Source organism: Paenibacillus sp. P2(2022), from assembly GCF_029522175.1.
In the GTDB taxonomy this organism is placed as follows: domain Bacteria; phylum Bacillota; class Bacilli; order Paenibacillales; family Paenibacillaceae; genus Paenibacillus; species Paenibacillus polymyxa.
In genome coordinates this window covers 24,888-44,553 of the sequence record NZ_JAKWFI010000002.1, presented here as the reverse complement: position 1 = coordinate 44,553, position 19,666 = coordinate 24,888, and the positions used below count along the sequence as shown (strand labels likewise).

The 19,666-nt window shown below is 48.5% G+C and carries 25 protein-coding genes; 1 reads left to right on the top strand and 24 read right to left on the bottom strand.

Annotated features, from left to right (window positions below; all coding sequences use genetic code 11):
* Positions 1 to 114 precede the first annotated feature (114 nt).
* The 22 genes from MMB75_RS07330 to MMB75_RS07225 all read right to left on the bottom strand — a co-directional run bounded on the left by MMB75_RS07330 (position 115) and on the right by MMB75_RS07225 (position 16,975).
* Positions 115 to 501: a hypothetical protein gene (locus MMB75_RS07330; RefSeq protein ID WP_222821846.1), complete on the bottom strand. Its 387-nt coding sequence runs from the start codon at positions 499 to 501 to the stop codon at positions 115 to 117.
* A 13-nt stretch (positions 502 to 514) separates the two neighbouring features.
* Positions 515 to 1,459: a phage tail protein gene (locus MMB75_RS07325; RefSeq protein ID WP_261990985.1), complete on the bottom strand. Its 945-nt coding sequence runs from the start codon at positions 1,457 to 1,459 to the stop codon at positions 515 to 517.
* Between the two features lie 16 nt (positions 1,460 to 1,475).
* A complete protein-coding gene (locus tag MMB75_RS07320; protein ID WP_222821847.1) occupies positions 1,476 to 1,865 on the bottom strand; it encodes a phage tail-collar fiber domain-containing protein in 390 nt (129 codons plus the stop codon).
* Between the two features lie 14 nt (positions 1,866 to 1,879).
* The gene (locus MMB75_RS07315; RefSeq protein WP_222821848.1) at positions 1,880 to 2,632 is read right to left on the bottom strand and encodes a putative phage tail protein; all 753 of its coding nucleotides are present in this window, start codon (positions 2,630 to 2,632) and stop codon (positions 1,880 to 1,882) included.
* Positions 2,629 to 3,453 carry a baseplate J/gp47 family protein gene (locus tag MMB75_RS07310; protein WP_222821849.1) on the bottom strand — a complete coding sequence of 275 codons (825 nt, stop codon included), beginning with the start codon at positions 3,451 to 3,453 and terminating at the stop codon, positions 2,629 to 2,631. Before MMB75_RS07310 ends, MMB75_RS07315 begins: the two co-directional genes overlap by 4 nt.
* Entirely contained in the window at positions 3,450 to 3,893 is a 444-nt protein-coding gene (locus tag MMB75_RS07305; RefSeq protein ID WP_222821850.1) for a DUF2634 domain-containing protein, read from the bottom strand. Before MMB75_RS07305 ends, MMB75_RS07310 begins: the two co-directional genes overlap by 4 nt.
* On the bottom strand, positions 3,886 to 4,311 hold the full coding sequence (locus MMB75_RS07300) for a hypothetical protein (protein WP_222821851.1): 426 nt from the start codon (positions 4,309 to 4,311) through the stop codon (positions 3,886 to 3,888). Before MMB75_RS07300 ends, MMB75_RS07305 begins: the two co-directional genes overlap by 8 nt.
* A 2-nt stretch (positions 4,312 to 4,313) precedes the next feature.
* Entirely contained in the window at positions 4,314 to 5,291 is a 978-nt protein-coding gene (locus MMB75_RS07295; protein ID WP_222821852.1) for an XkdQ/YqbQ family protein, read from the bottom strand.
* 6 nt (positions 5,292 to 5,297) lie between these two features.
* Positions 5,298 to 5,945 (bottom strand): hypothetical protein, encoded by a 648-nt coding sequence (locus tag MMB75_RS07290; RefSeq protein WP_222821853.1) that lies wholly within the window; start codon positions 5,943 to 5,945, stop codon positions 5,298 to 5,300.
* 3 nt (positions 5,946 to 5,948) lie between these two features.
* Complete coding sequence (locus MMB75_RS07285; RefSeq protein ID WP_277507358.1) at positions 5,949 to 9,485, bottom strand: tail tape measure protein; 3,537 nt, start codon at positions 9,483 to 9,485, stop codon at positions 5,949 to 5,951.
* Between the two features lie 158 nt (positions 9,486 to 9,643).
* Positions 9,644 to 10,054 (bottom strand): hypothetical protein, encoded by a 411-nt coding sequence (locus MMB75_RS07280; protein WP_058830634.1) that lies wholly within the window; start codon positions 10,052 to 10,054, stop codon positions 9,644 to 9,646.
* Between the two features lie 129 nt (positions 10,055 to 10,183).
* On the bottom strand, positions 10,184 to 10,528 hold the full coding sequence (locus MMB75_RS07275) for a hypothetical protein (RefSeq protein WP_222821854.1): 345 nt from the start codon (positions 10,526 to 10,528) through the stop codon (positions 10,184 to 10,186).
* Between the two features lie 217 nt (positions 10,529 to 10,745).
* Entirely contained in the window at positions 10,746 to 11,189 is a 444-nt protein-coding gene (locus tag MMB75_RS07270; RefSeq protein WP_277507356.1) for a phage tail tube protein, read from the bottom strand.
* A gap of 3 nt (positions 11,190 to 11,192) precedes the next feature.
* A complete protein-coding gene (locus MMB75_RS07265; RefSeq protein WP_222821855.1) occupies positions 11,193 to 12,545 on the bottom strand; it encodes a phage tail sheath subtilisin-like domain-containing protein in 1,353 nt (450 codons plus the stop codon).
* Entirely contained in the window at positions 12,526 to 12,777 is a 252-nt protein-coding gene (locus MMB75_RS07260; protein ID WP_222821856.1) for a hypothetical protein, read from the bottom strand. Before MMB75_RS07260 ends, MMB75_RS07265 begins: the two co-directional genes overlap by 20 nt.
* Positions 12,774 to 13,268, bottom strand: coding sequence for a hypothetical protein (locus MMB75_RS07255; RefSeq protein WP_222821857.1), 495 nt, complete (start codon positions 13,266 to 13,268; stop codon positions 12,774 to 12,776). Before MMB75_RS07255 ends, MMB75_RS07260 begins: the two co-directional genes overlap by 4 nt.
* Positions 13,268 to 13,762, bottom strand: a complete 495-nt coding sequence (locus tag MMB75_RS07250) for an HK97 gp10 family phage protein (RefSeq protein ID WP_222821858.1) — start codon at positions 13,760 to 13,762, stop codon at positions 13,268 to 13,270. The genes MMB75_RS07255 and MMB75_RS07250 overlap by 1 nt, the downstream gene beginning before the upstream one ends.
* On the bottom strand, positions 13,749 to 14,075 hold the full coding sequence (locus tag MMB75_RS07245) for a hypothetical protein (RefSeq protein ID WP_222821859.1): 327 nt from the start codon (positions 14,073 to 14,075) through the stop codon (positions 13,749 to 13,751). The genes MMB75_RS07250 and MMB75_RS07245 overlap by 14 nt, the downstream gene beginning before the upstream one ends.
* Positions 14,072 to 14,455 (bottom strand): head-tail connector protein, encoded by a 384-nt coding sequence (locus MMB75_RS07240; protein WP_076158954.1) that lies wholly within the window; start codon positions 14,453 to 14,455, stop codon positions 14,072 to 14,074. The genes MMB75_RS07245 and MMB75_RS07240 overlap by 4 nt, the downstream gene beginning before the upstream one ends.
* Positions 14,424 to 14,786: a Rho termination factor N-terminal domain-containing protein gene (locus tag MMB75_RS07235; RefSeq protein ID WP_222821860.1), complete on the bottom strand. Its 363-nt coding sequence runs from the start codon at positions 14,784 to 14,786 to the stop codon at positions 14,424 to 14,426. The genes MMB75_RS07240 and MMB75_RS07235 overlap by 32 nt, the downstream gene beginning before the upstream one ends.
* Entirely contained in the window at positions 14,786 to 15,718 is a 933-nt protein-coding gene (locus MMB75_RS07230) for a phage major capsid protein, P2 family (RefSeq protein WP_222821861.1), read from the bottom strand. The genes MMB75_RS07235 and MMB75_RS07230 overlap by 1 nt, the downstream gene beginning before the upstream one ends.
* Positions 15,719 to 15,736: 18 nt before the next feature.
* Positions 15,737 to 16,975 carry an XkdF-like putative serine protease domain-containing protein gene (locus MMB75_RS07225; RefSeq protein WP_222821862.1) on the bottom strand — a complete coding sequence of 413 codons (1,239 nt, stop codon included), beginning with the start codon at positions 16,973 to 16,975 and terminating at the stop codon, positions 15,737 to 15,739.
* Positions 16,976 to 17,113: 138 nt separating this feature from the next.
* Here MMB75_RS07225 and MMB75_RS07220 point away from each other — a divergent pair, with 138 nt between their 5' ends.
* Positions 17,114 to 17,347: a hypothetical protein gene (locus tag MMB75_RS07220; protein ID WP_222821863.1), complete on the top strand. Its 234-nt coding sequence runs from the start codon at positions 17,114 to 17,116 to the stop codon at positions 17,345 to 17,347.
* Here MMB75_RS07220 and MMB75_RS07215 read toward each other — a convergent pair.
* Both MMB75_RS07215 and MMB75_RS07210 read right to left on the bottom strand, forming a co-directional pair.
* Positions 17,344 to 18,174, bottom strand: coding sequence for a phage minor head protein (locus tag MMB75_RS07215; protein ID WP_222821864.1), 831 nt, complete (start codon positions 18,172 to 18,174; stop codon positions 17,344 to 17,346). The two genes, MMB75_RS07220 and MMB75_RS07215, sit on opposite strands and share 4 nt — an antisense overlap.
* Positions 18,167 to 19,663 carry a phage portal protein gene (locus MMB75_RS07210; RefSeq protein WP_222821865.1) on the bottom strand — a complete coding sequence of 499 codons (1,497 nt, stop codon included), beginning with the start codon at positions 19,661 to 19,663 and terminating at the stop codon, positions 18,167 to 18,169. The genes MMB75_RS07215 and MMB75_RS07210 overlap by 8 nt, the downstream gene beginning before the upstream one ends.
* Positions 19,664 to 19,666 lie beyond the last annotated feature (3 nt).

Genomic DNA, 19,666 nt, shown 5'->3' with positions numbered 1-19,666 from the left:
TTGTTCTTCTTCGCTAATAAATTTTGGAGTGTACAAAATTAACCGTTGCTCATCAACTTTTTTCATGGTCCACATGTTAAGTAAAAATGAATACATCTATTTCACCTCCCCCCGTTAAGATTTGGTTGTAACATCCATAAGAGCAAGCATAGCGGCTTCCGTGCTATCTTGGCGCGTCTTGAGCTCTGCCACCTGATCCGCAAGAGGTTTCTGAGGCACAGGGACTGAATCGTCGGGTTTATCTGTAGGAAAAGTAAAAAGCATACTCTGTGCCGCTGGATCTACTCGGTAAGCAATTGCCAGAGCGAAGTCCTCTGTGTGTTGCCCATATTCTAACTGCAAAACGCCTACTTGATCCCTGTCCAAAGCTTTTATTTCAGGGTAAAAACCGTAATCATCATCGATCGTTGATTCGATTACATCCCCCTGTGCTTCTCCACGAACCAAGAGGACTTCCCCTGTAGTTTTCCGATAAAAAATACGTCTTCCAAATTTAGTCATCCTTTTCTCCTCCTTATTCGATTGCCCACCATAAAGATATTCCCGCTTCATATCTGCGAGGTGCTCCGCTATAGATTCCAGACTTGATAAATACAGTCACAGTGGTACCCGACAAACTGACCGCTATACTTCCGTTTGTATTGCTGATATCTCCTTGTGTATCCGGCGCTACCGTTATAAGTCCTGACGGCAACGAAAACTGATTCCATCCACTGCTCATCGAAATTATAGCGTAGACGGATGCTGATACCCGAATGAACAACCTACCTATATTAAATCCTGTGGGTAGCTGGAATGTCCTTGTCATGACGGCTGGTAGAGCTGCAGTTTGTCCCCCATCAGGCTCACCGCTAATCGACAGATTTAAATTGCCGTTAGCATATTTTTTAACTGGCATATTGTTTAATGAGGCGACTATTTGATCGGCAGTCATATCAGTATTGGCGCTTCCTCCCTTGCCGTTGATCGCGCCTACGATTTTATTTTTCAGATCAACGGCTTGCGTAAAAGCTTGGTCTGCCCGGCTGTATGCTTCATTGGCTCGATCATATGCCGTCTTGACCGCGATTGGCGCGGCTGCCTGATCTGTAGAAGTGCTGCTTACCGATGTATTAATCTGCACAATTCCGCGCGCCTGTGTTGATGCGGAAGGCAGATCCGATGCAGGATGCGTATGCGCCTTGGGTGCTGCATACTGCTCTGTATACTTCTTGGCATTTCCCTCTGCCGCATTCCACGTCGCTTGCTTGGCGGCAGTTACATGCAAGTTGGTATCAGAAATGTGACTGTCCAGTGCTGCCTTGGATGCAATGTCATTTCCGGCCGGATCGTTTTTAATGTTTTCAATCTGTTCGGCCAATGCTTGGTCATTTTCATAGAGCGTATCAATCGGTACATTCAGAACGTCCGCATGTCCCTGGTCTGTGGTAACAAAACGTCTTGGTTGCTTTATTGGCATGATCTATTCCTCCTTATCAGTAGATATCATCGATTTCAAAAATAAACTCCATATCCGCATCCTTGATCTTATTGGTCATTGTACGGATAGCCGTCAGCTTCCCCGCTGAATCTACCAGGGCCAACTCATTGATTGTTTTCCCGGCCAACTCCGCTTCGGCCAATGAGCATACATACCTAATAGTTGCAGGGGCAATAAATTCAAAACTGGAAATGTCCTTTTGCAGCAGCTCCGCTTTTAAAGCCTGCTCGGTACCATCCAACGGCAGTGATTTTCCCTCTGCATCCACACCACCGCTGCCAAATGCCATCTTAACCACCTTCGTCAGTGTACCGCCTTCAGCCCGTGCTCGGGCCATCTGCTCTCTCGCATAGGCAGTTGTTACCGTCAATACTTGTTCAGCCATAACTGACATCCTTTCTAAACTTCCATGATCGTTTCCGTCGAACTTAATGTCCGGCTACCATCCAGCATAACGCTACCATTCAGCAACCAATAATTCTGCCGGACCTTTACATTGCCTTCCTGTCGATTTTCTATTGGATGCCGTACCTTCAACTCCAACCTTTCCCGGTATCGCTGGCGCTCCCCGGTCCATCCGGACAAAGAAGCAATTCCATCTAATAGCTTCACACCATCCAGATACCAAGGCTGCCCACCGAAAAATCGCACTCTGGAACGTAAACGGACACGGGAACGGATTTGGAACGTATGATGAAATGCAATGTTAAATGAAGGCAAAGCCTTATTGATGTGGACAGGTCGAATGTACTCAAAGTCTTCCATCAGGCTTTTTACATCAAGTGGGGTATCAACAGCATAGACAAATAGAATATTCTTTTTTAGAAAATTCTCTTGTACCTCCAACAGATTACCGTACTTCCTGCCTATTAGCCGCAGCGTAGACAGCGTAAATGGCCGTTTGGCCCAACGTTTACGACGTATTGCGTCACGGCGCTGCTCCAGTGTTCCAATCTGCTCTTGTCGGAAGTATATCCACTCCCATTTCGGTAGCGCCCAGGTAGCCCGTTGTAAGATAAACTGATTGCCCAGATCGTCAATTGACTTTTCTCGGTCGTCTACAACCAGCTCCATAACGTCAAAATGCCGCTCAGCCATGTCTATCTCATACATGTGCGGCGGCAGCATTTCCCGATAGCGCAGAGGTATCATGTCAGGATCACCTCAATATTCAAAACAGACGTGGCAGGGACTTCAATATCCTCTACCGCTCCATTAAGCGTAAGATTGTCGTAATCCTCCACGCCCTTGACCAACAATGCAGCACCTACGTAATTAAAGACAAGCTTTGTTCTGCCAATGGCGTAGTCGGCAATCCGTTTCCTAATGGGTTCCACCAATTCTGGAAGCGGAAGAACTGTATTTAGTTTCGCAGCTACTTGCAACGTGAATACTGGGGCAGGATGTACAGCCAGATCATGCCCGGCAATCCGCTTGGTTTCCCACATATCCGCCTTCACCTTAGCAGCAAATTCTTCTGTTACAGGCTCACCCTGCAGGTCAGTCAAATACAGGTCTATGGACACATCACTACGCGCCTTCTCCACGGCCACAGCACCACCAACACCCTCCAGCTCCTTCGCCCATGTCTCATAATCCTTTCGACGCCCGCTGCCTTCCTCAGTAAACGCACGCTCAAGCATTCGCAATCGGTACGTATCATCGTCCTCGCCCGCTTTACGGGGCATTCCATCCGACCACCCGTGACCATCCAGAAATTCGCCATCTGCCCAAATGGGGAAGCCCTGAAGGAAAGCATACGTTAACAGTTCCTGCTGTTCGGAATATTCCATAGCTATCGGGTACCACAGATCATAGAAATATTCTCCCGGATCAGTAGGAGGCGGGGGCAAGCCTTTTTCCTGTGCCAATGTAATCGCACGGTTAACCCATCGGCGGTATACTTCCTCGGGGGTTTCCTCCAAAATTGCCATTGGAGGAAGCGCCGGCAGATCCGTTAACTTAACACTCACAGTTCAATCGCCTCCTCCAGTTCTGTTTCTCCGATCAACCCAGTTAATTTAATTCGTAGGTGCATGTTTTGACCGTCTCGCTCCATAGACAGCACCTCGGCTTGAGTGATTTCCGTATGAGCTGCCAAAGCTTCCTCGATGTCGCGTTTAATTTCAACGTCCTCCCAATTGGCCCATTCCGAGCGCTCCACACCTATTTCCTCATCGTATACAACATACTGAAAGCGTTCTGTATTCAGGATTTTGAGCGCAGTCTGCACCAAGTATTCAGCATACGTGGCTGTCTTTTTTGGACGGCCATCGTCGGTGGTTGCCATCTGCCGCGTGCGATAGTCGATCACGTACGTCCATTTGGTTTCAGAAGCTACGGTTTCGGTCAGCTCCACCTCGTCCAATGTGGAAAAATCTATATCCGGAAATAACGTTTCATCGTCAGCCACCAGCGCCCACATCCTTCCCGTGGACGTAGTACCGCTGTCCACTCAGCCTGGAGACAATCAGCCGATCTCCGACCTGCAAAGGGCTAGGAATAACCAGCTTGCCACGTAACGAGTTGCGTGGGGCCTGCTTATAAGGCTCTCCTGTCTCGTATACCACACCGTTAGCCAATACGCCTGTAACGCTGCCTTTGGCTTCATCGCCCTCCAGATATTCAGCAGCTATGAAATCAGCTTTGACTTCCCGGTCTAACAGATAGTCAGCAAAGACTAACTTGTCCGCTGGATAGGGAGCAGGGTCACCATCTACCTCTATTGACGGGCTAACCGGCCAACTTAAAAGCGTAGCCCTTTCGGTGTCCCGTGCGTCGATGTTGTCTTTGGTTTGTTCTTTTAGAAGCTTGAGCGCATCATTCAGCACCGCTATTCCCTCCTTTCCAATTCCAACGTTACGGTATATGTTCCATTCTTGTAGCTGCTATCTGCCGTGACGACAATCCATTTAGAGGTATGATCCGTTTTAGTCAACACCAGCCAGCCAGAACGTAAACCAGTCAGCGTATGGTCTTCATGTCGGACAGTGATCTTCTTGATCTGCTTGGCGGTAGACAGAACTTTCAGCCGTTGTGTTGCGATGGTCTCTGGCTTTTCTTCTTCCCCGACTTCAATAATTTCTTCCATCCGGCCCATAGCCTTCACCGCACCCGATGCCGTTTTAGTAACAGTAGAAGCAATTTTGTCATCCTTCCACTTTTGGGCGGTCACAACTGTATAGGTGTCCTCGATGCTGTATCCTGCGGTGCTTGAGGTCATCTGCTCGGGAACAAAAATAGGGACCTTCGTGTTGGTCCCCTCTCGCATCACTTGCAGATAAAAGCTCTTTTCCGTCCTAACAAGGTCTATATAATATCTGTAGCCGCTACGCTCATATGCCTTTTGCAGCACATCAAGAATGATCTCTGAATGTGCCATCGTCCCATATCGTTCGTCCAAGCTGAAGCCCAAAGCTGGGCAGCGGAAGTCAATGCCCGTGCTCTTGATGTATCGTTGCAGCTCCGCTCCGGCTTCACCTTTAAGATATGGCCGAGTTCCCTTGTTTTTGGACAAGTACCAGCCGATCTCCCGTGCTTCAATTTCCCAGGCGTTTGTGAATTCGTCTTGTTCATATTTGATTATCGGCCCGTGAAAAAATTGGTTCTTGTGATGATATAAAGCACCACCGACCTTTTGCGAAAAGCACATCAGCATACCGGCTACCTTGATGTTGGTCGCGTTACGAAGTCGCACCGTAGCACTGCGGGCAATCTCATCCCGCCCGGAAGACCAGGACACTTCCTCGATGCCATCCGTTAGCATCTCCCGGGCGTTTTCCTTCCCATATACAACCGCAAAGCCGTCCATAATGCATCACTTCCCTTTCGCCTTGGAAACCTTGTCCGATATTCGCTTTTTGGAACTTGTATAGTCAAAAGCTCCCCTGGCGTTCGGGTCCTCCTTGGCCTTTTTACTTTTATCCTTTGCCTTCTTTTTTTTATCATCTTTTTTCTTATCATTTTTCTTGTCCTTTTTGCCCGTAGTATTGGGGCGGCTTTTGGACGATTTGGTAATAACCGTACCTGGCTTGAGAACCTGCTTAGAGTTGGAGTAAGAGACGATTTTAACAGGCTTATACTCTACAAATGAATAATTACCGTGAAGGTTTCCCTGTCCGTCCTTGTACGTCTGATCCATCCCCTCCAGGAGCATCGTTTGGCTAAACAGATTCTCAAAGTTAAGTACAACCGGCTTACCTTTCCATTGCTCCAACAGCTTCCACGTTACTTCCGGTGTTTTATACGTGACCGTCTGTTTGCTATCTGTCTCCCAAATTTCTTCCCAATAGCGTGGAAGGATAGCAGAAAAAGAAACCCGTTTCACTTTCGAGACGGGTTTTCCTGTGCGCTCCTGTCCAGTTATGACGGTAAAGGTTTCAACCTCATTACCAGACGTGATTTGAATTTCTGCCGGGGTGATCGGAAAGGTAAGACGGATCTTGCCTTGCGATAGTGCCAACATGGCTTACCCTCCACTCTCCAATACTTTCATCATTTCTTCACCAAACACTTTACGGATCAACGCACGACCTTGAGGACTGGTGAGCATCTGTGCGAACTCGGCAAAATTACTAATGCCCTTTGCCATTTCTCCGAAATCAATATTGATATTCTCAATGCTTATTGACTTCGGGGCAGCCGAAACGGATGGATTAAGCATCTGTGCCATCGGCATCATACTGGACGCACCGATCAGGCTTGGCCGTCCGACTTGACCGCCGTTTGCATATGGACGTACACCCATAATAATCCCGGCCCGCTCCCACAGCTCCCGACCACGGTTGCGTCGGCTGGCCGACAACGGAATAATCATTTCCGGACCAGCTTCCCCAACCAAACCAACATGTGGACGATTGATATATCCACCTTGAGCATATGGTTTTGGCTTAGGTTTCGGTGTAATTCCACCGCCGCCAGAATTAGCATCTTTTGCTTCCTTCATCTTTTTAAGGACTACTGCAACGGAACTGACGACAGAAGACAACGTGGGGAACTGGCCGCGCATACCAGCAATAAAATGGGACATAAGATCACTTCCCCAGCTATTGCCTTGGCTCGATACGTTTTTAAGTGACAACAGATATTGTGTGGTCTTATCCACGGCCGTTTTTGCAGCAGCGCTGACACTATTAAAACTCTGTTTATTTTTTGCTGCCCCTTTGGCCACATCATCAGCGCTGCTCTTTGTAGCGGTTCCTACAGCCTTGACATCTTTCTGAGCCTTACTACTATCGCCCATCTTCCACACAACACCCCATGCATTTTTAAGTGCATTAAGGCGTTGCTTGACTTCTGGCTGTTCAGCAACAGTTTTCAGTCCCTCTTTAAGACCCTTATCGATTATACTTTTGCGTACCTCGTCTCCAATTTGCTTGAGATGCTGCTGCTTTTGCACAGTGAGCCCGTTAATTGTAATCTTGGCTTCTGGCGGTGGACCAGGCTTCTCTTCCTTCTTGTCCCCCGTGAACCAGTTTTTCACGCCAGTCCAGGTATCCTTAGCAGAGTTAAAGATTCCAACCGCACCATCCACGACTTTCCGGGTCAATCCACTTTCATCGGCAAATTTCCCGATCTTTTCACCGACGATGTTTCCGATGTATGCACCGGCCATTGTACCGAGTGGTCCAAGGGCAGACCCTAGAGCCCCACCAATAGCACCGCCAGCTACACCACCAACCATAGCACCGCCCTGAGTAGATACAGCCTCACGCAAGCCCTTGTCCTTTGATGCTTGATAGAGGTCATATGCACCGGCTGCTACGCTTGCAACCGTACCAACGATACCGCCAACTTTAGCCGCTTTGCTTGCTCCTTTCAGGAAACCTCGCAGACGGCCACCGCCAGATGGCGGACTCGGTGGTGGGGGTGGATTTGGTGGAGCTGGACGACGAATACGATAAGGATTGTCACGCGATCCCCTTGGGCTTGGGTTCGGGTTAGGCGGATTTGGTGGAGTGGGACGGGGACCATTAATACGTATACGTCGTCTACCGCCACCGCCTCCCGCTCCCCTACGCCCTCCACGACGGTTTCGTCTACGGCGGCGATCTCTGTCTCGGTCGCCCCCATCGGCACCACCATCACCTGCCCCGCCTTCTCCGCCACCAGACACAGAGCCATTTATATAGACTTTCGTAGCGTTAACAGTCATGGAAGCGATAGAGCGTAAACCACCAATACGATCATCGACAGGGTTACGGTTTCCACTCAATTGGCGTCTAATACCGCGTCCGCCCATCCGCTCCCGTATTCGGGCAGCTCGTTGGGCTGGGGTTTCTTCAGGTGGTGGAGCTGGAGGTTCAGGAGGTTTCCGTCGAATCCAATTCCAACCGGTTTTGACTCCTCTTCCTGTGGCATTTGCCCCCGCTTTTCCCTTCTCTCCTACCCATTTAGCTGCGGTGGTTAAGTCATCATTGAATTTCTTAACACCCTGAGCGAAAGACCATAATTTCTTAGCCACCAGTACAGCAGCCAGTCCCATCAGAGCAGTGTTTATGGCTCTAAAATGATCTTTATAGAAGCTGGTCGCTCCGGTTATCGCATTGGTTATCCCTGTACCAAGTGCCTGAATATTGTCCTTATTCTGTACCAGCAAGGCGTTAAATTCCTTCATAGCTGGAAGGGCTGCTTGAGCAATATTGGTTCCAATCTCTTGCATTTGCAAGCTCATTTCAGCACGAGTTTGCTTCATTTCCGTCATTGGGTCAGCAGTTTGCTGCTTACGAAGCAAATTATCAGTGGTGCCCTTCATGTTAGGTGCTTTTTGAAACGCTGTGCCGAACGTCTTCAGGATGGAATCAGCATTGTCTTCACCAGCGCCAGAACCTAGAGTGACAAGAGACTGTTTTAGCTGACTTCTGGTTTGAGTGGCCAAATCCCCGACTAATGCTGCAATGGCTCCTTGCGCACGCTGTTTGTCACCTGAATTAATGTCGTCTGTAAAAGCCGACGCCTGGCGTTGGGCCTCATCCTTCCCTGCCCCACGACTGATAAAGTAATTCGCCATATCCCCTGTATTCAGAGCTTTGACACCAAACGTCTCTTTGAAAAAGTCGGCAGGCTTGTCGAAGTTAAATGCGCCATTCTGGACAGTTTTCGTTAAAAAGTTTGCCATTTGCGCTGAATCGGTGCCGCTGCTTGCAAAGTATGGACTGTACTCCCAAAACGTATCGAACAGATCCTGCTGCTTGTCACCTACCTCCTTATAGGCATACATCATGCTATCAGCGACTTGACTGTAGGATTCTTTAAAACTGTTCGACGTTTGAGACAGCGCCCGCTGTACTTCCTCAGCTCCGGCATCCGGGCGAATGTACTGGATTTTAGCAGACGCACTTACGAAGTCACTCATCTTGGATTTGTCCTGAACTAAAGGGGCCGCATCGGCAAGTTGTCGTGTTCCTTCAATACGATCTGGGATAATGGCCTTTTTAACTAAATCATCTACCGTACTAAGGCTCTGCTGACGAATGTTTTCCGGCATGTATGCCGCACTTCGCGCCGCCTCACGGCTGTAGTCGGACACGCCTCCAAACATAGAGTCACTCACACCGCTACCGAGCACAATCCCGCCCGCCAAAGCTGCCAAGGCTGAAATCTTGTCAGATAACTGGTCAACGACTGGACTTATGGAATCCTCAGCACGTAATTTCACATTAGCATCACGAATACTACGGATATCCGCGTCCGCACGATCCGCTGAACGCCGAAGATCGTCCGCCCCCGCACGTGCACGACGAAAGATATCGTCCAGATGGATCTGATTCATGCGGCGTACTTCGTCGGACGCGCCATTAATCCGTCTGCCTAGATCGTCCGCAGATTCCCTCGCCCGGCGGCTACCTGATACAAAATCATCGAACATGCTACCGGATGCCCGGCGAAAATTCACCAAGTCGTCATGGGCGCCCTGAAGCATACGACGCATATTCCGGACTGCGCCGGTGATCATATCCCTTGCCTCAAACGGTACCGTAACTGATGTAGTTGCTATAGTTCCCACCCCCTTCCTGTTTCGACATGGTTATTTCCGATTCATACGCGCCATTTCTTCCTCAGCGATCATTGATGCTGCCAGGCAAAAATAATATTGGCGCTCTTCATCCACTTCATACGGCAAGACCTCAGAAGGCAGCTTTTTTTGGTTAACCCAAAAATGGGCTATCCAGCTTGCCTCGCCATCTCGCCGGATGAGTTTTTTGCTTCTTTCATCAATTCTTCCTTAGTTTCTTGGAAGTTACGTACCGCCTTGCTGAGGATTGCATAATGGTCTGGATTGCTGAGCATTCGTGGTGGTAACTCATTCTTGTTTATGCAACTATAAACTTTTAGAAGCTCTTTGTTGTTCCAATCGAAGTCATGCTCCGTCGCCCGCACAATCATAACGTCGATATCGTTGAATGTTTCCTTTGGTGAACCATCATCATTAAATGCCACATCATAGCAACGGCGGATGTCCATTGTGGTCAAGCGCCGAACGGACCATTTCTCGCCGTCCACCTCTACCTCAAGTTGTTCCGGCTTTGCCGCCGCCGTGCCAGCCGCAAGATATTTTTGTAATTTGTCGCTCATTGTGATTCCTCCAATTTATTAGTCTTCTTTCATCAAAACACAGGTATTTTAAATAATCACTGCATGTAAAAAGCCTGCAAACTACTCCTATTGGAGTCAGTCTACAGGCTTAAATGATCTAGGAATTTATTATCTCACAGTAATGTAATACTCAATTTGCCCCGATCCATCTGGTAGATCAGCCACAACCAAAGCGACTCCAGGCTTCAGACCAACTACTAGACCATCAACATTGAGATAGATTGGGTTATTGTCCCCCTGATCCCCACTAATCCAAAAACTTGAACCAGTCAGATACCTCGATTCGCCTACTTTAAGAGTTAATCGACTGATAACTGCGTTCTTAGTAACCCCTTGCGTAATTGCGGCTTGAGAATCTGGAGCGGCGGCGGCAGCCGGAGAAGCAAATGATGTCGATCCTAAAGAGAAGCATGCAGCAACAGTTAAAAGTCCAATCAATAGTTTCTTTTTCACTTTACATCATCCTTTCATATTTGGAATACAAATCTATTATATAGAATATATATCCAAATATAAACACCTATTGGTAAAATATTTGATAAAATTTCGAGTGTTTTATGAAATACTTCACTAGTAAAGTGAAAAATTGTAAAACTAATATGAGTATTCAAAAACTTTTAAGACTATTTTGCTAGAGCCTAGCTTTCTGAAAATGAACTCTTGGTTCCGCTTAAGCCATATAATCCGGAAACTTGTCCACGAAATCAAAATCCGTAGCTGTACCGGACAAGGTAATGTCAATGCCATTATTGTCATCAATTTTTGCAACGAGAATATCTATCTCCTCGTGAATGTGAATTCCCGTGATAAGGACACGTTCCGTGTTGCCCGTGATACGGTCTTCCAAGGAACCTGTAATACGAGGAAGGAACATTGTACGACCTGCTTTAAAATCGTCCAGCAGTCGGTATCGCAATCGCGATTCCAATTTTGACATGACAATTTTAACTGAGATTTCGTATCCTGTGAGTTGCTTTGTTTTAGCCATGCGCCGTGCTCGAACAATGTCCAAGTTTTCTGGTTTCAGTAGCACTTCTACTTCCTTCACCGTCTGTACGTCCTCACCGTTGTCATCCTGTAGCGAGAGATTTCGTCCAATAAGCTCGCGATCCATCTATTATTCCACCTCCCAGTCAGTATAGAAAATTTCGATAGCATCAAGCGGTTTGGCGCCGAGCTTGAAATAGGCATAATCGTTCTCGCTTGTCTTATCCGGATTTTCTGAGAAACTGAATTTGTCTGCAATGGCCTTCTGCTGAGCACGGATTTTGAGATATTCCAACACAGCAGCAATAAACATGCCGCGGCCTTCTTTGTCGTTATCCAGCTTGGCCTTCCAACGCTTGCCCGCTTCGTAGATATCGTTCATCACTTGGTCAATCGTAGCGGATACGCGAATCTTCCCAAAGTCCTCACGCTCATTTGGTCCGATCGTGGTCAGAGTGTTAATAGCAGATTCGATAATGTATTTGTAACCATCTCGTGTAGCCATCAGTGTTCCCTCTGCCAGTCCTTTTAGTGCCTCAGTGTGGCTCCAGTCCACTTTTGCCAATGTCATAGGCACTTCAACACCCGTAAATGACTTATTGGCAGGTGTACCCGCAACCAGTCCAGCCACCCATGCAGCCCATTCGACGGATGTGTAGGTCTTGCCGCTGGTGTGTTCACCAGCCAACGAACAGTTAATTACATAACGGGCATTCATAGCCCGTGAACGTGCGTTGTGCGCCTCAATGTCGCCGTCCGTAGCTGCCGGGCCAGCGACAACCACCGTCGCCAGCTTATGACCCTTATCACGGCGATCCAGCAACCATTGTTTGGCGGAAGCTTGTACAGCCGGATCAGTAGCGGAAAGATAAATAGTATCAAACGTCAGGCCGTACACCCGGTTGAAGATGCGATTCCAGTCGGTCGCTGCCAATGTGGCCGTGCCAGTTGTACCGCCATCCAATTTGGTGTAAGCCACGTCTGCAAGGACAGCAGCTCCAGTATCTTTAAAACGGACCATAGCGGACTTTTTAAGAGCTTCCACAGCAGCGGCTTTGTCAGCCACTAAATACGTTTCAGTATCATAGATACCTTTAGTGTCTCGGACCACGATCTCCTTTTTGGTGTCGTCTATTAATGCAGGACGCACCATATATTCAAAGTCGTTGCCTCGTGTTCCTGGATAACGCGCCTCAATAGTGTAGCTGTCAGTAACAGCGACAGATGCAGCCTTTTCTTCCCCGTTTGTAACCCGGTAGCCGATAACAGTCGCCCCGCTTTCGGCAGCAAGCTCCAGTACATCAACAAGCTTGCCGGACTCCTTTAGGCGCTCTGAATCATCAGCCATATCTACGGCTTGGTTCGGCGCGCCCCATTCGGCCTGATAGGGAATGAGTACGCGGCCAGTTGTGGGAACAACACGTGACCGCGCCTTAACCAACAGCGCAATATAAGCGCTGGGTCTAACCCGCTGAATTGTCATTTGGCGTTTCCTCCTTTGGTTTTTTCACTTGTGGTTTATCAGGCACGGCAGCAGGGGCTTCCTTGACCGGATGCAAATACGCATCCAGTCTTTGCTCCACTTCTGCCCGCGAAAGCAAGGCGTCAGTAGCGCAATCAAAAAGAGCGCCCGCAATCTCGTAAGGCTCTGCCTTCAAGACCGCTGCGCTCTCAATCCATTCCTGCTTATTCCGTTTGTTTAAATCCTCAGTCATGCGTCAAATTCCTCCCCGTTGTGACTGATATAAAAATTGTTAATCTTCTGAATTGGGCGGCCATCGTCATTGACCAGTGACTTCGGTACACTGAGCAAATACGAGTACCTAAAGGTAACCTCTACTTGATCGGCCTTTTTTCGGGTTCGTGGCGGCTCAATGACCAGCACGACTCCAAAACGTTTGGATGCTACGTTAAAGCGCTGCTGTCGAAGGTAGAGGAACAACGGGTCAAGATCAAGCGGTATAGGCTCCCCCTCGTCCTGTTCGTCCGCTCGTTCCTTATCATAGTGGAACACCAGCCCCACATCTTCAATGATCCGATCAGCTCGCGGCGTATGAACCTTGTCCGATACAAGATCCGTCTCGATAAACACGGCAGGCAGTTTAAAATCACCAGCCAACCATTTAGACCGATCTCGCAAGATAGAGAGCTCTGGATACACTCGTCGCACAATTTCGGCCCAGGCTTTTAAACCAACATCCATCATCAGCGCAACATCCTTTCAAGCTCAACCTCTAACCGCCGCATGAGGAGTTGGTTCATTCCTCCCTCAAGGTGCTCCACAGCAATATCAAAATAATGCCTGCCGATGAAGCTACGCGGCTTTGCCATAAACCCAGTCTTGGCAGACGGATCATAGACAAATGAGCCGCCACCATTCCAGTAACCCGGCACAAAATGTTTCTTCTCAATGGTGTAACCATCATTGACCAATTGTGCATAAGGCAGGTTGGAACCAAGCTCCAGCGTGATCGCATTGCGGTCTACATCCCATTCCCACACGTTATTATTGTCGCCACGGGAAAAGGACTGCCACATGGCCCCGGTGTCGATCAAGCCCTGGCGGTCAATTTCATCAATGATTAGATTGAGCAGTGTTTCCCCGGCTGCCTCCGCGATGTTACGCAAAATACGTTCCATCCCTTCATCAGCTATACGACGGAACCGCCGGGCCAGTCCATCGAAATCATGAACGGTCATTTCCCTTCACCTCACATGTTACAAGCAGCTCGCGCCAGTAACGACGCGGAATGGAGTCAATAACCAGGTATCTACGGCCTAGCAACACCACTTCATCACTGAGCTTAATGTCGGCTGTCTTCGGGACCCCTACAGTCTTTTTGACAATGTACATTACTGGTTTAGCATCCGCTTTGGCTTCCGTCGTAGTTGTCACGACAAAGCATTTTACGTCAGTCACCTTGCCCGACTTACGGTCATCAAACAGATCGTCCTCGTCTCGTCTCTGACCAACACGATACACGGCCAGTGGCGTTTTAAAACGGTGGTTCATAGCACGTATGCGGTGATGTTACCATCATCCGGTCCAGTCTGCTTTTTCACCCACAGAAACAGGATAGCGTCCACATCAGCATTACCCGTTGTTTTGCCTTCCACAGCCTGACGGGTGTACGTCCAAGCACCATCGCTCTCGGACGCATAATTACGCGCCACGGATGCAAGATATTCCTCGCTGTCCTGCAATGCCAATCCCTCCGCCAGCTTGGTCCAAGCCAGCATAATCTGCTTATCAGGTTCGGCCGGGAAGGGAATTGGCAGATACAGTTCAATACGTACTTGCGCGTCATCAATGTATTGCTGTAGCAGCTCAGCCGGTGCCTCTTGGATCGGGGTTACCCGGCTACGCTGTTGGAGGATTGTTGGCGTCAGCACTTTTACCGTCAGCCCCTTCCGGTTTTGACGGATCATCTGCAGGTGACGTATTATCGGAAGGCTTACCACCGCCACGTAAAGCAGCAATTAGATCAGACTTGTTCATGCTGCCGAATCCTTCAATGTTGGCAGCCTTAGCCTTGTCTTTAAGTTGGACGAGGGTCAGGTCTTCCAGCGGAATAACCTTTTCTTCCTTGATATCAAAATCCGAGCGTTCACGAAAATTTTTAAGGACAGATTCATTATCAACCAGTACCGGCACCTTTGGTACAAAGCGGATACCATAAAGCATCAAAGAAGTGTTTTCTCCTCGATATGTGATATAGGCCATTAAAATTCCACCCCTTCGACGTATGCCACCGCTCCGGGCTCTTCGAAGATAGAGTCAAAATCCGAATGGATAGCGTAGAATCGCTTGTCTGCATAGATGGCTTCTCTGCCCTCAGTAGTTTTACGAATCTGCATGTCATAGGTGTTAACCAACGCAAAGTTATCGTGATAAGTGAACAACACAGCACCCTCTGGCATATGTGCGACTTCAACCACATCGTAACTATTGATTTTCTTCACACCACCAGTAATTTGCAACTGAATAGATGCGCTGGTGTCTTTCTCAGCCAGCGCCTGAATACGCTCACTAAATGTGTTTGGGTGCATGAAATATTTGAACACACCACCTGTGCGCAAGCGAGTAGGAATTGCACGCTCGATCTCGAAGAAGACGCCTTTTTTCTTTACATCAGGAAGCGTCGTCCAGTCAATAAAGTTGCCCTTGGTCTTCGCCAACTTGAGCCATCCGTCATTGATGCTGAGGAAAGCATAATCAGGGTCCGTATTCGGCGTAGCAATATCCCCGTTGAACCCAATGTCCTGCATGTTATCACCATAGTTTTTGGTCATGGCCGCCATGATGATTTCCTCGGCATTCTGCCCGCGTACACGTTCAGTCTGACGGATGAACTCCTCCGTAATTTCAAAAGGCAGAACTACTGGAGCCACAGCATAAGGGACCTGTGGAAAAGTAGGTGCAGCAGTATTGGTGGCCTCCTTATTTTCCACTTTACTGCGCAGGTTACGGCCAGTCACACCGATTTTGTCAATTGTACCTTTAGAGCTGATCTTGTTAACCGTGCGAATCCCCTTTAAAAACTCCGTAGATTCATAGGCCATTTCGGTAAACTTGTCCACCTGTTCATAGTTTAGGGCTGTTTGATCCAGCGTGCTCGTAATGGTGGATTTGATAATTTGTCCGTTTGTTCTCATATTTATCTCCCCTTTCGATTACAGAAGGCCGCCGAAGCTTACGCCCGCCGACTTCTGAATGTCATTTTCTCCGCCGCCACCTTGAGCGGAACCACCACGACTGTTCTTCACAACCTGTACGTCAGTAGCCAGCGCTTGAACCTGCTCAGTCAACGGTGCTAGTGCCTTAGTAATCGCATCAGTCAGCGCGTTTGCTTGAGGTTCAGCAGGTGGTTCTGTTCCCGCTGACTGTTCAGGCTCTGCCCTTTCTTGTTTCTTCAATTCAGTAACTTGCGTCGACAGGGTTTCTACCTGCTTGGCGATTGGAGCCACCGCAGCCTGTACAGCCTTAGCAATATCTTCAGCGTTCAAATCGTCTTCCTCCTCGGACCCCTCATCTTTTTCAGGGTCGGTTTTTGTTTTTAATTCGGTTAATGCAGCAATGGCATCGTCAATGTGTTTCATGTTGCCGTCCGAAATCTTTTTCCCTGCTTTAGCAATCTGTTCAGGTGGGCTTCCGATTGCCTTTACAATATCCTCCTGAACGAGCACCTCCTGAGCGATGTCCACAAAGTCCTGAAGGGCTTCACGGATTAATTCGGGGTCGCTCTCCATGCCGCTCTCCCAACTATCCCAACGAAAAAGAACCGCATTCAAGGCATCTTGAGCAGCCCAAAATTCGCGGTTCTTACGGTTCTTATTGTATTTGTCAGCGACTGCGCCTTTTTCAATCAATCCCATTGCACCGAGCGCTTTAACGATTTTACTCAAGAGCCCTTTGGATACCTCCCCGTCTTCCTTGATCTCTTCCCGCTTACCGACACCCCACATCGAGAAGCCAGTAATCTCGCCTTTTTGAATATCATCCCAAGTGTCGTCATCCGTTACCTTTACCCCGGCCACCCATGAGCCTTTAACAATAGTCTGTTCACCGATCTCCATGTCACAAGGAGCAATATAGGATTCGACTACATAGCCTTTGTCCGTATCCAGGTCATGCTGCTTGTCGATGTTGTAGGTATGTTGTTTCTCCATGAAGAGATGGGCAGCCTTCTCAATTTCCTCTGCATCCATCTGATCCCCATGAGCGTCAGCCACGTCCGGCTGATATACCACACCGATTACAACCTTCTTGGCATCGTCAACCTTCGCAATCTGTACTTGCTTCTGGATGGCATTTTTCCCGGCAGATTTAATGATTGCGAATGGTACACCGTTGGCTCCTTTATCAACCAGCGAAATATGTGTAATCTTTGCATCTTTCAATTTAAAGGTCATATTCTCTTTCACCTCCCCTCATACGTAATCGATCATAAGCATCCGTAGTTAGTAATCATCTATAACTATTAAATTCTCATGAATGATTACATTTTTTTCTGATATGATGGGACAAAACTACAAAGGAGTTGCTTTATCATGGCAAGGATCAGAAACTTGATGCGTGTAAATAAAACTATTAAACGAAGACATACCGAAACTGATGCGGAATATGATGTGAAAGAATTAAAAGACGAGAAACTTATCATATTTACCACAAATGGATCTGATGATCGACAAGAAAAAAGCAATACACAGACCCTACTATTTGATAAGAAAATAGCACATCAGCTCTATAGCATCTTTAAATCGGAATACAGCTTTCAGGACTAATCCAATACCAACTGCATCGTGCAGCGGCAGTTTACAATCTCCTTTGCTTCGCCGGACGGATCGCCGGGGTACATCAGCTTGCTATCACCGACTTTAAATGGTTCATCCAGCGGTACCACCTGACCATTTGCCTTGCGATGGCTCTTGCGGGTACGTGTGCCAGAAGCAGACCGCCATTTTTTTCCCTTGGCGATCTCCGACTGCTTCCAGCCCTCCAGCTTGCCACCGTTGGCCGCTGCGGTACTCATCGTTCTGGACACGCGCTGCGCACGTTGCATGCTAAATGGGCCATCGTCACCGCTGGCCGCCTGAGCGCTGACCTCCTGCACCAACAAAGCCCGATCCGAGGGCGTAGCCCCTTCCTCAATGGCCTTACCAAAACTACGCAACAACACATCCGTAGAAGCTTTGTTCATGTCGGGTACCAGCTTCTTGAGCTTCTTCGTGAAACGACCAGCAGCCTTGTTGCTAGTGCTCCATACCTTTTCCTTATCCAGCGCGGTTAGCTCAGTCTCGCCCGCCAGATGAAATAATGGCTCAAATGCTTCCTGGACAGCCTGCTCGAACAGCTCCGCAAATACATCCGTGGTATGCAAGGCAATAAGCACCTTACCCAACTCACCGATATCGCCCAGGGCATCCTCGCTCAATTCGGCAATGGCATCATGCAACGCCTGTCCCTGAAGCTCCAGAATCTCAGTTATGCGATCCTCGCCTTGCTTGTACAGTTCTTCCAGCACCTTGCGTTCAACATACGACAGTTCTAAGCTGTCTAAAAATTCATCGTCGTCTGCCTTGGCGATCAGCGCCCAACAGGACTCACACATGAACGCTTGCCTCCTTGTCAGCCTGTTTTAACAAGCGTTTGGCAATTGTAGCAATACGATTTTGCATGTCGTCTGTGTCCGTGTCTGGCTCTGGTTCAAGCAATGTGGGCTGACTGGCTGCGAGCTGCGCAATCGGCGTATCCAGATATTCCTCGCTAAACTTGGTCTCATCAATCGTTGTGCCAAGTACATCCTCGGCAATCGGAATCAGATCCCGCACCAGCATAATGCCCCGGTCAGCGATAAAGTCCAGCATAGCTTTGCGATCCGCAGGGTCAATGATCTTCGGCCCTCTCAACACGGCACGCACTCGAAAAATGTCCATAGCCGGGAACAGGCGTTTATTAAATATCTCTGCCATAATCCACTTGCGGTATGGCTCAAAAACCTGTTCCTCTGCAAACCGTAGAGCTGCATCGGCGGTCGCCCTGTTGTAATCTGAGCTTTGACCGACCAAGATTGGAGGCAGCCGGAAGGCAGACAAGATATCAGCCTTCTTTTCCTTGCCATACTCCAGAAAGAGCGCGTCTTGTTGCAGCAGGTCATTGAGTTTTTCCAATTTAATCTGCACTTTTTCAACCTTTTCGTCCATCGGGCCGCCTGTTTCTTCCCCTTTTGCCTCCAAATAAAGAATGCCGCCCTGTGAGTTGGAACCTTTCACATTTTTAAGGAGTTCCATTGATTGCTTGGTAAGGCGACCATTGGTGACGGTCAAAATCATGGACAACATGCGTCCGTTGCTAAAGTAATTCACATTCAATTCCTCAGCTTCCCGGCTGCCGACCACACCAGGCGCATTGCCAAACCAGCGCGGCTCCCCATAGGGCCCATCATGACCGATGCGCAGCGGGATGATCTGATTTTCATCATTACCTTCATCTGCCTCCGTCCCAAACAGCCGGAACCACACAACAGATGTATTGCGCTTCATAGCATAACGTCGGGCGTAAATCTCCTGTGAAAACTCCTCTACTTGCTTTGTGGAGCTGATACGCCGCTTGCGTTTGATAGTCGCCTTGTTACTTTCCTTCGTACAGCGGACATATTTTGGATTCATCCGGAAGATAGTCGGGAACTCCGAACCTACAGGCCAAGCTACCTCGACATGAGCCATTCCCGTACTTTCCAAATCGTCAATCAACTGGCTTATGATTTCGTCTGGTGTATCCTCCAGATTGCAGGTCTCCAGAAACTTCTCAGCCTTATCCCACTCGACCTTGGCCGTCTGATCACTCTCGCCCGGCAAATATTCCAGGGCAATTCCATAACCAGCGATATTGCGTTTGTATGCCTCTATGCATTGCGGTATTATGTTGGAATTTTTGACCAACAGCTTGCAGGAAGCAGGGTCATTGCCGAGTGCGAAGGGTAACAGACCGTGAAGATCGTATAGATCGTCGAATAAATCCGGCAATTGAGCGCTGGACGGTATATGCCGTTCGTCGTCCGCCTTGCTGATCTGAAACCACTGTGCATTTCCTTCACTCATTGC

Excerpts from the sequence above, each read along its gene's own strand:
- MMB75_RS07330 (WP_222821846.1), bottom strand. The coding sequence starts at position 501 with ATGACTAAATTTGGAAGACGTATTTTTTATCGGAAAACTACAGGGGAA.
- MMB75_RS07325 (WP_261990985.1), bottom strand. The coding sequence starts at position 1,459 with ATGCCAATAAAGCAACCAAGACGTTTTGTTACCACAGACCAGGGACAT.
- MMB75_RS07320 (WP_222821847.1), bottom strand. The coding sequence starts at position 1,865 with ATGGCTGAACAAGTATTGACGGTAACAACTGCCTATGCGAGAGAGCAG.
- MMB75_RS07315 (WP_222821848.1), bottom strand. The coding sequence starts at position 2,632 with ATGATACCTCTGCGCTATCGGGAAATGCTGCCGCCGCACATGTATGAG.
- MMB75_RS07295 (WP_222821852.1), bottom strand. The coding sequence starts at position 5,291 with ATGGACGGCTTTGCGGTTGTATATGGGAAGGAAAACGCCCGGGAGATG.
- MMB75_RS07290 (WP_222821853.1), bottom strand. The coding sequence starts at position 5,945 with ATGTTGGCACTATCGCAAGGCAAGATCCGTCTTACCTTTCCGATCACC.
- MMB75_RS07280 (WP_058830634.1), bottom strand. The coding sequence starts at position 10,054 with ATGAGCGACAAATTACAAAAATATCTTGCGGCTGGCACGGCGGCGGCA.
- MMB75_RS07270 (WP_277507356.1), bottom strand. The coding sequence starts at position 11,189 with ATGGATCGCGAGCTTATTGGACGAAATCTCTCGCTACAGGATGACAAC.
- MMB75_RS07265 (WP_222821855.1), bottom strand. The coding sequence starts at position 12,545 with ATGACAATTCAGCGGGTTAGACCCAGCGCTTATATTGCGCTGTTGGTT.
- MMB75_RS07260 (WP_222821856.1), bottom strand. The coding sequence starts at position 12,777 with ATGACTGAGGATTTAAACAAACGGAATAAGCAGGAATGGATTGAGAGC.
- MMB75_RS07255 (WP_222821857.1), bottom strand. The coding sequence starts at position 13,268 with ATGATGGATGTTGGTTTAAAAGCCTGGGCCGAAATTGTGCGACGAGTG.
- MMB75_RS07250 (WP_222821858.1), bottom strand. The coding sequence starts at position 13,762 with ATGACCGTTCATGATTTCGATGGACTGGCCCGGCGGTTCCGTCGTATA.
- MMB75_RS07245 (WP_222821859.1), bottom strand. The coding sequence starts at position 14,075 with ATGAACCACCGTTTTAAAACGCCACTGGCCGTGTATCGTGTTGGTCAG.
- MMB75_RS07235 (WP_222821860.1), bottom strand. The coding sequence starts at position 14,786 with ATGGCCTATATCACATATCGAGGAGAAAACACTTCTTTGATGCTTTAT.
- MMB75_RS07230 (WP_222821861.1), bottom strand. The coding sequence starts at position 15,718 with ATGAGAACAAACGGACAAATTATCAAATCCACCATTACGAGCACGCTG.
- MMB75_RS07225 (WP_222821862.1), bottom strand. The coding sequence starts at position 16,975 with ATGACCTTTAAATTGAAAGATGCAAAGATTACACATATTTCGCTGGTT.
- MMB75_RS07220 (WP_222821863.1), top strand. The coding sequence starts at position 17,114 with ATGGCAAGGATCAGAAACTTGATGCGTGTAAATAAAACTATTAAACGA.
- MMB75_RS07215 (WP_222821864.1), bottom strand. The coding sequence starts at position 18,174 with ATGTGTGAGTCCTGTTGGGCGCTGATCGCCAAGGCAGACGACGATGAA.
- MMB75_RS07210 (WP_222821865.1), bottom strand. The coding sequence starts at position 19,663 with ATGAGTGAAGGAAATGCACAGTGGTTTCAGATCAGCAAGGCGGACGAC.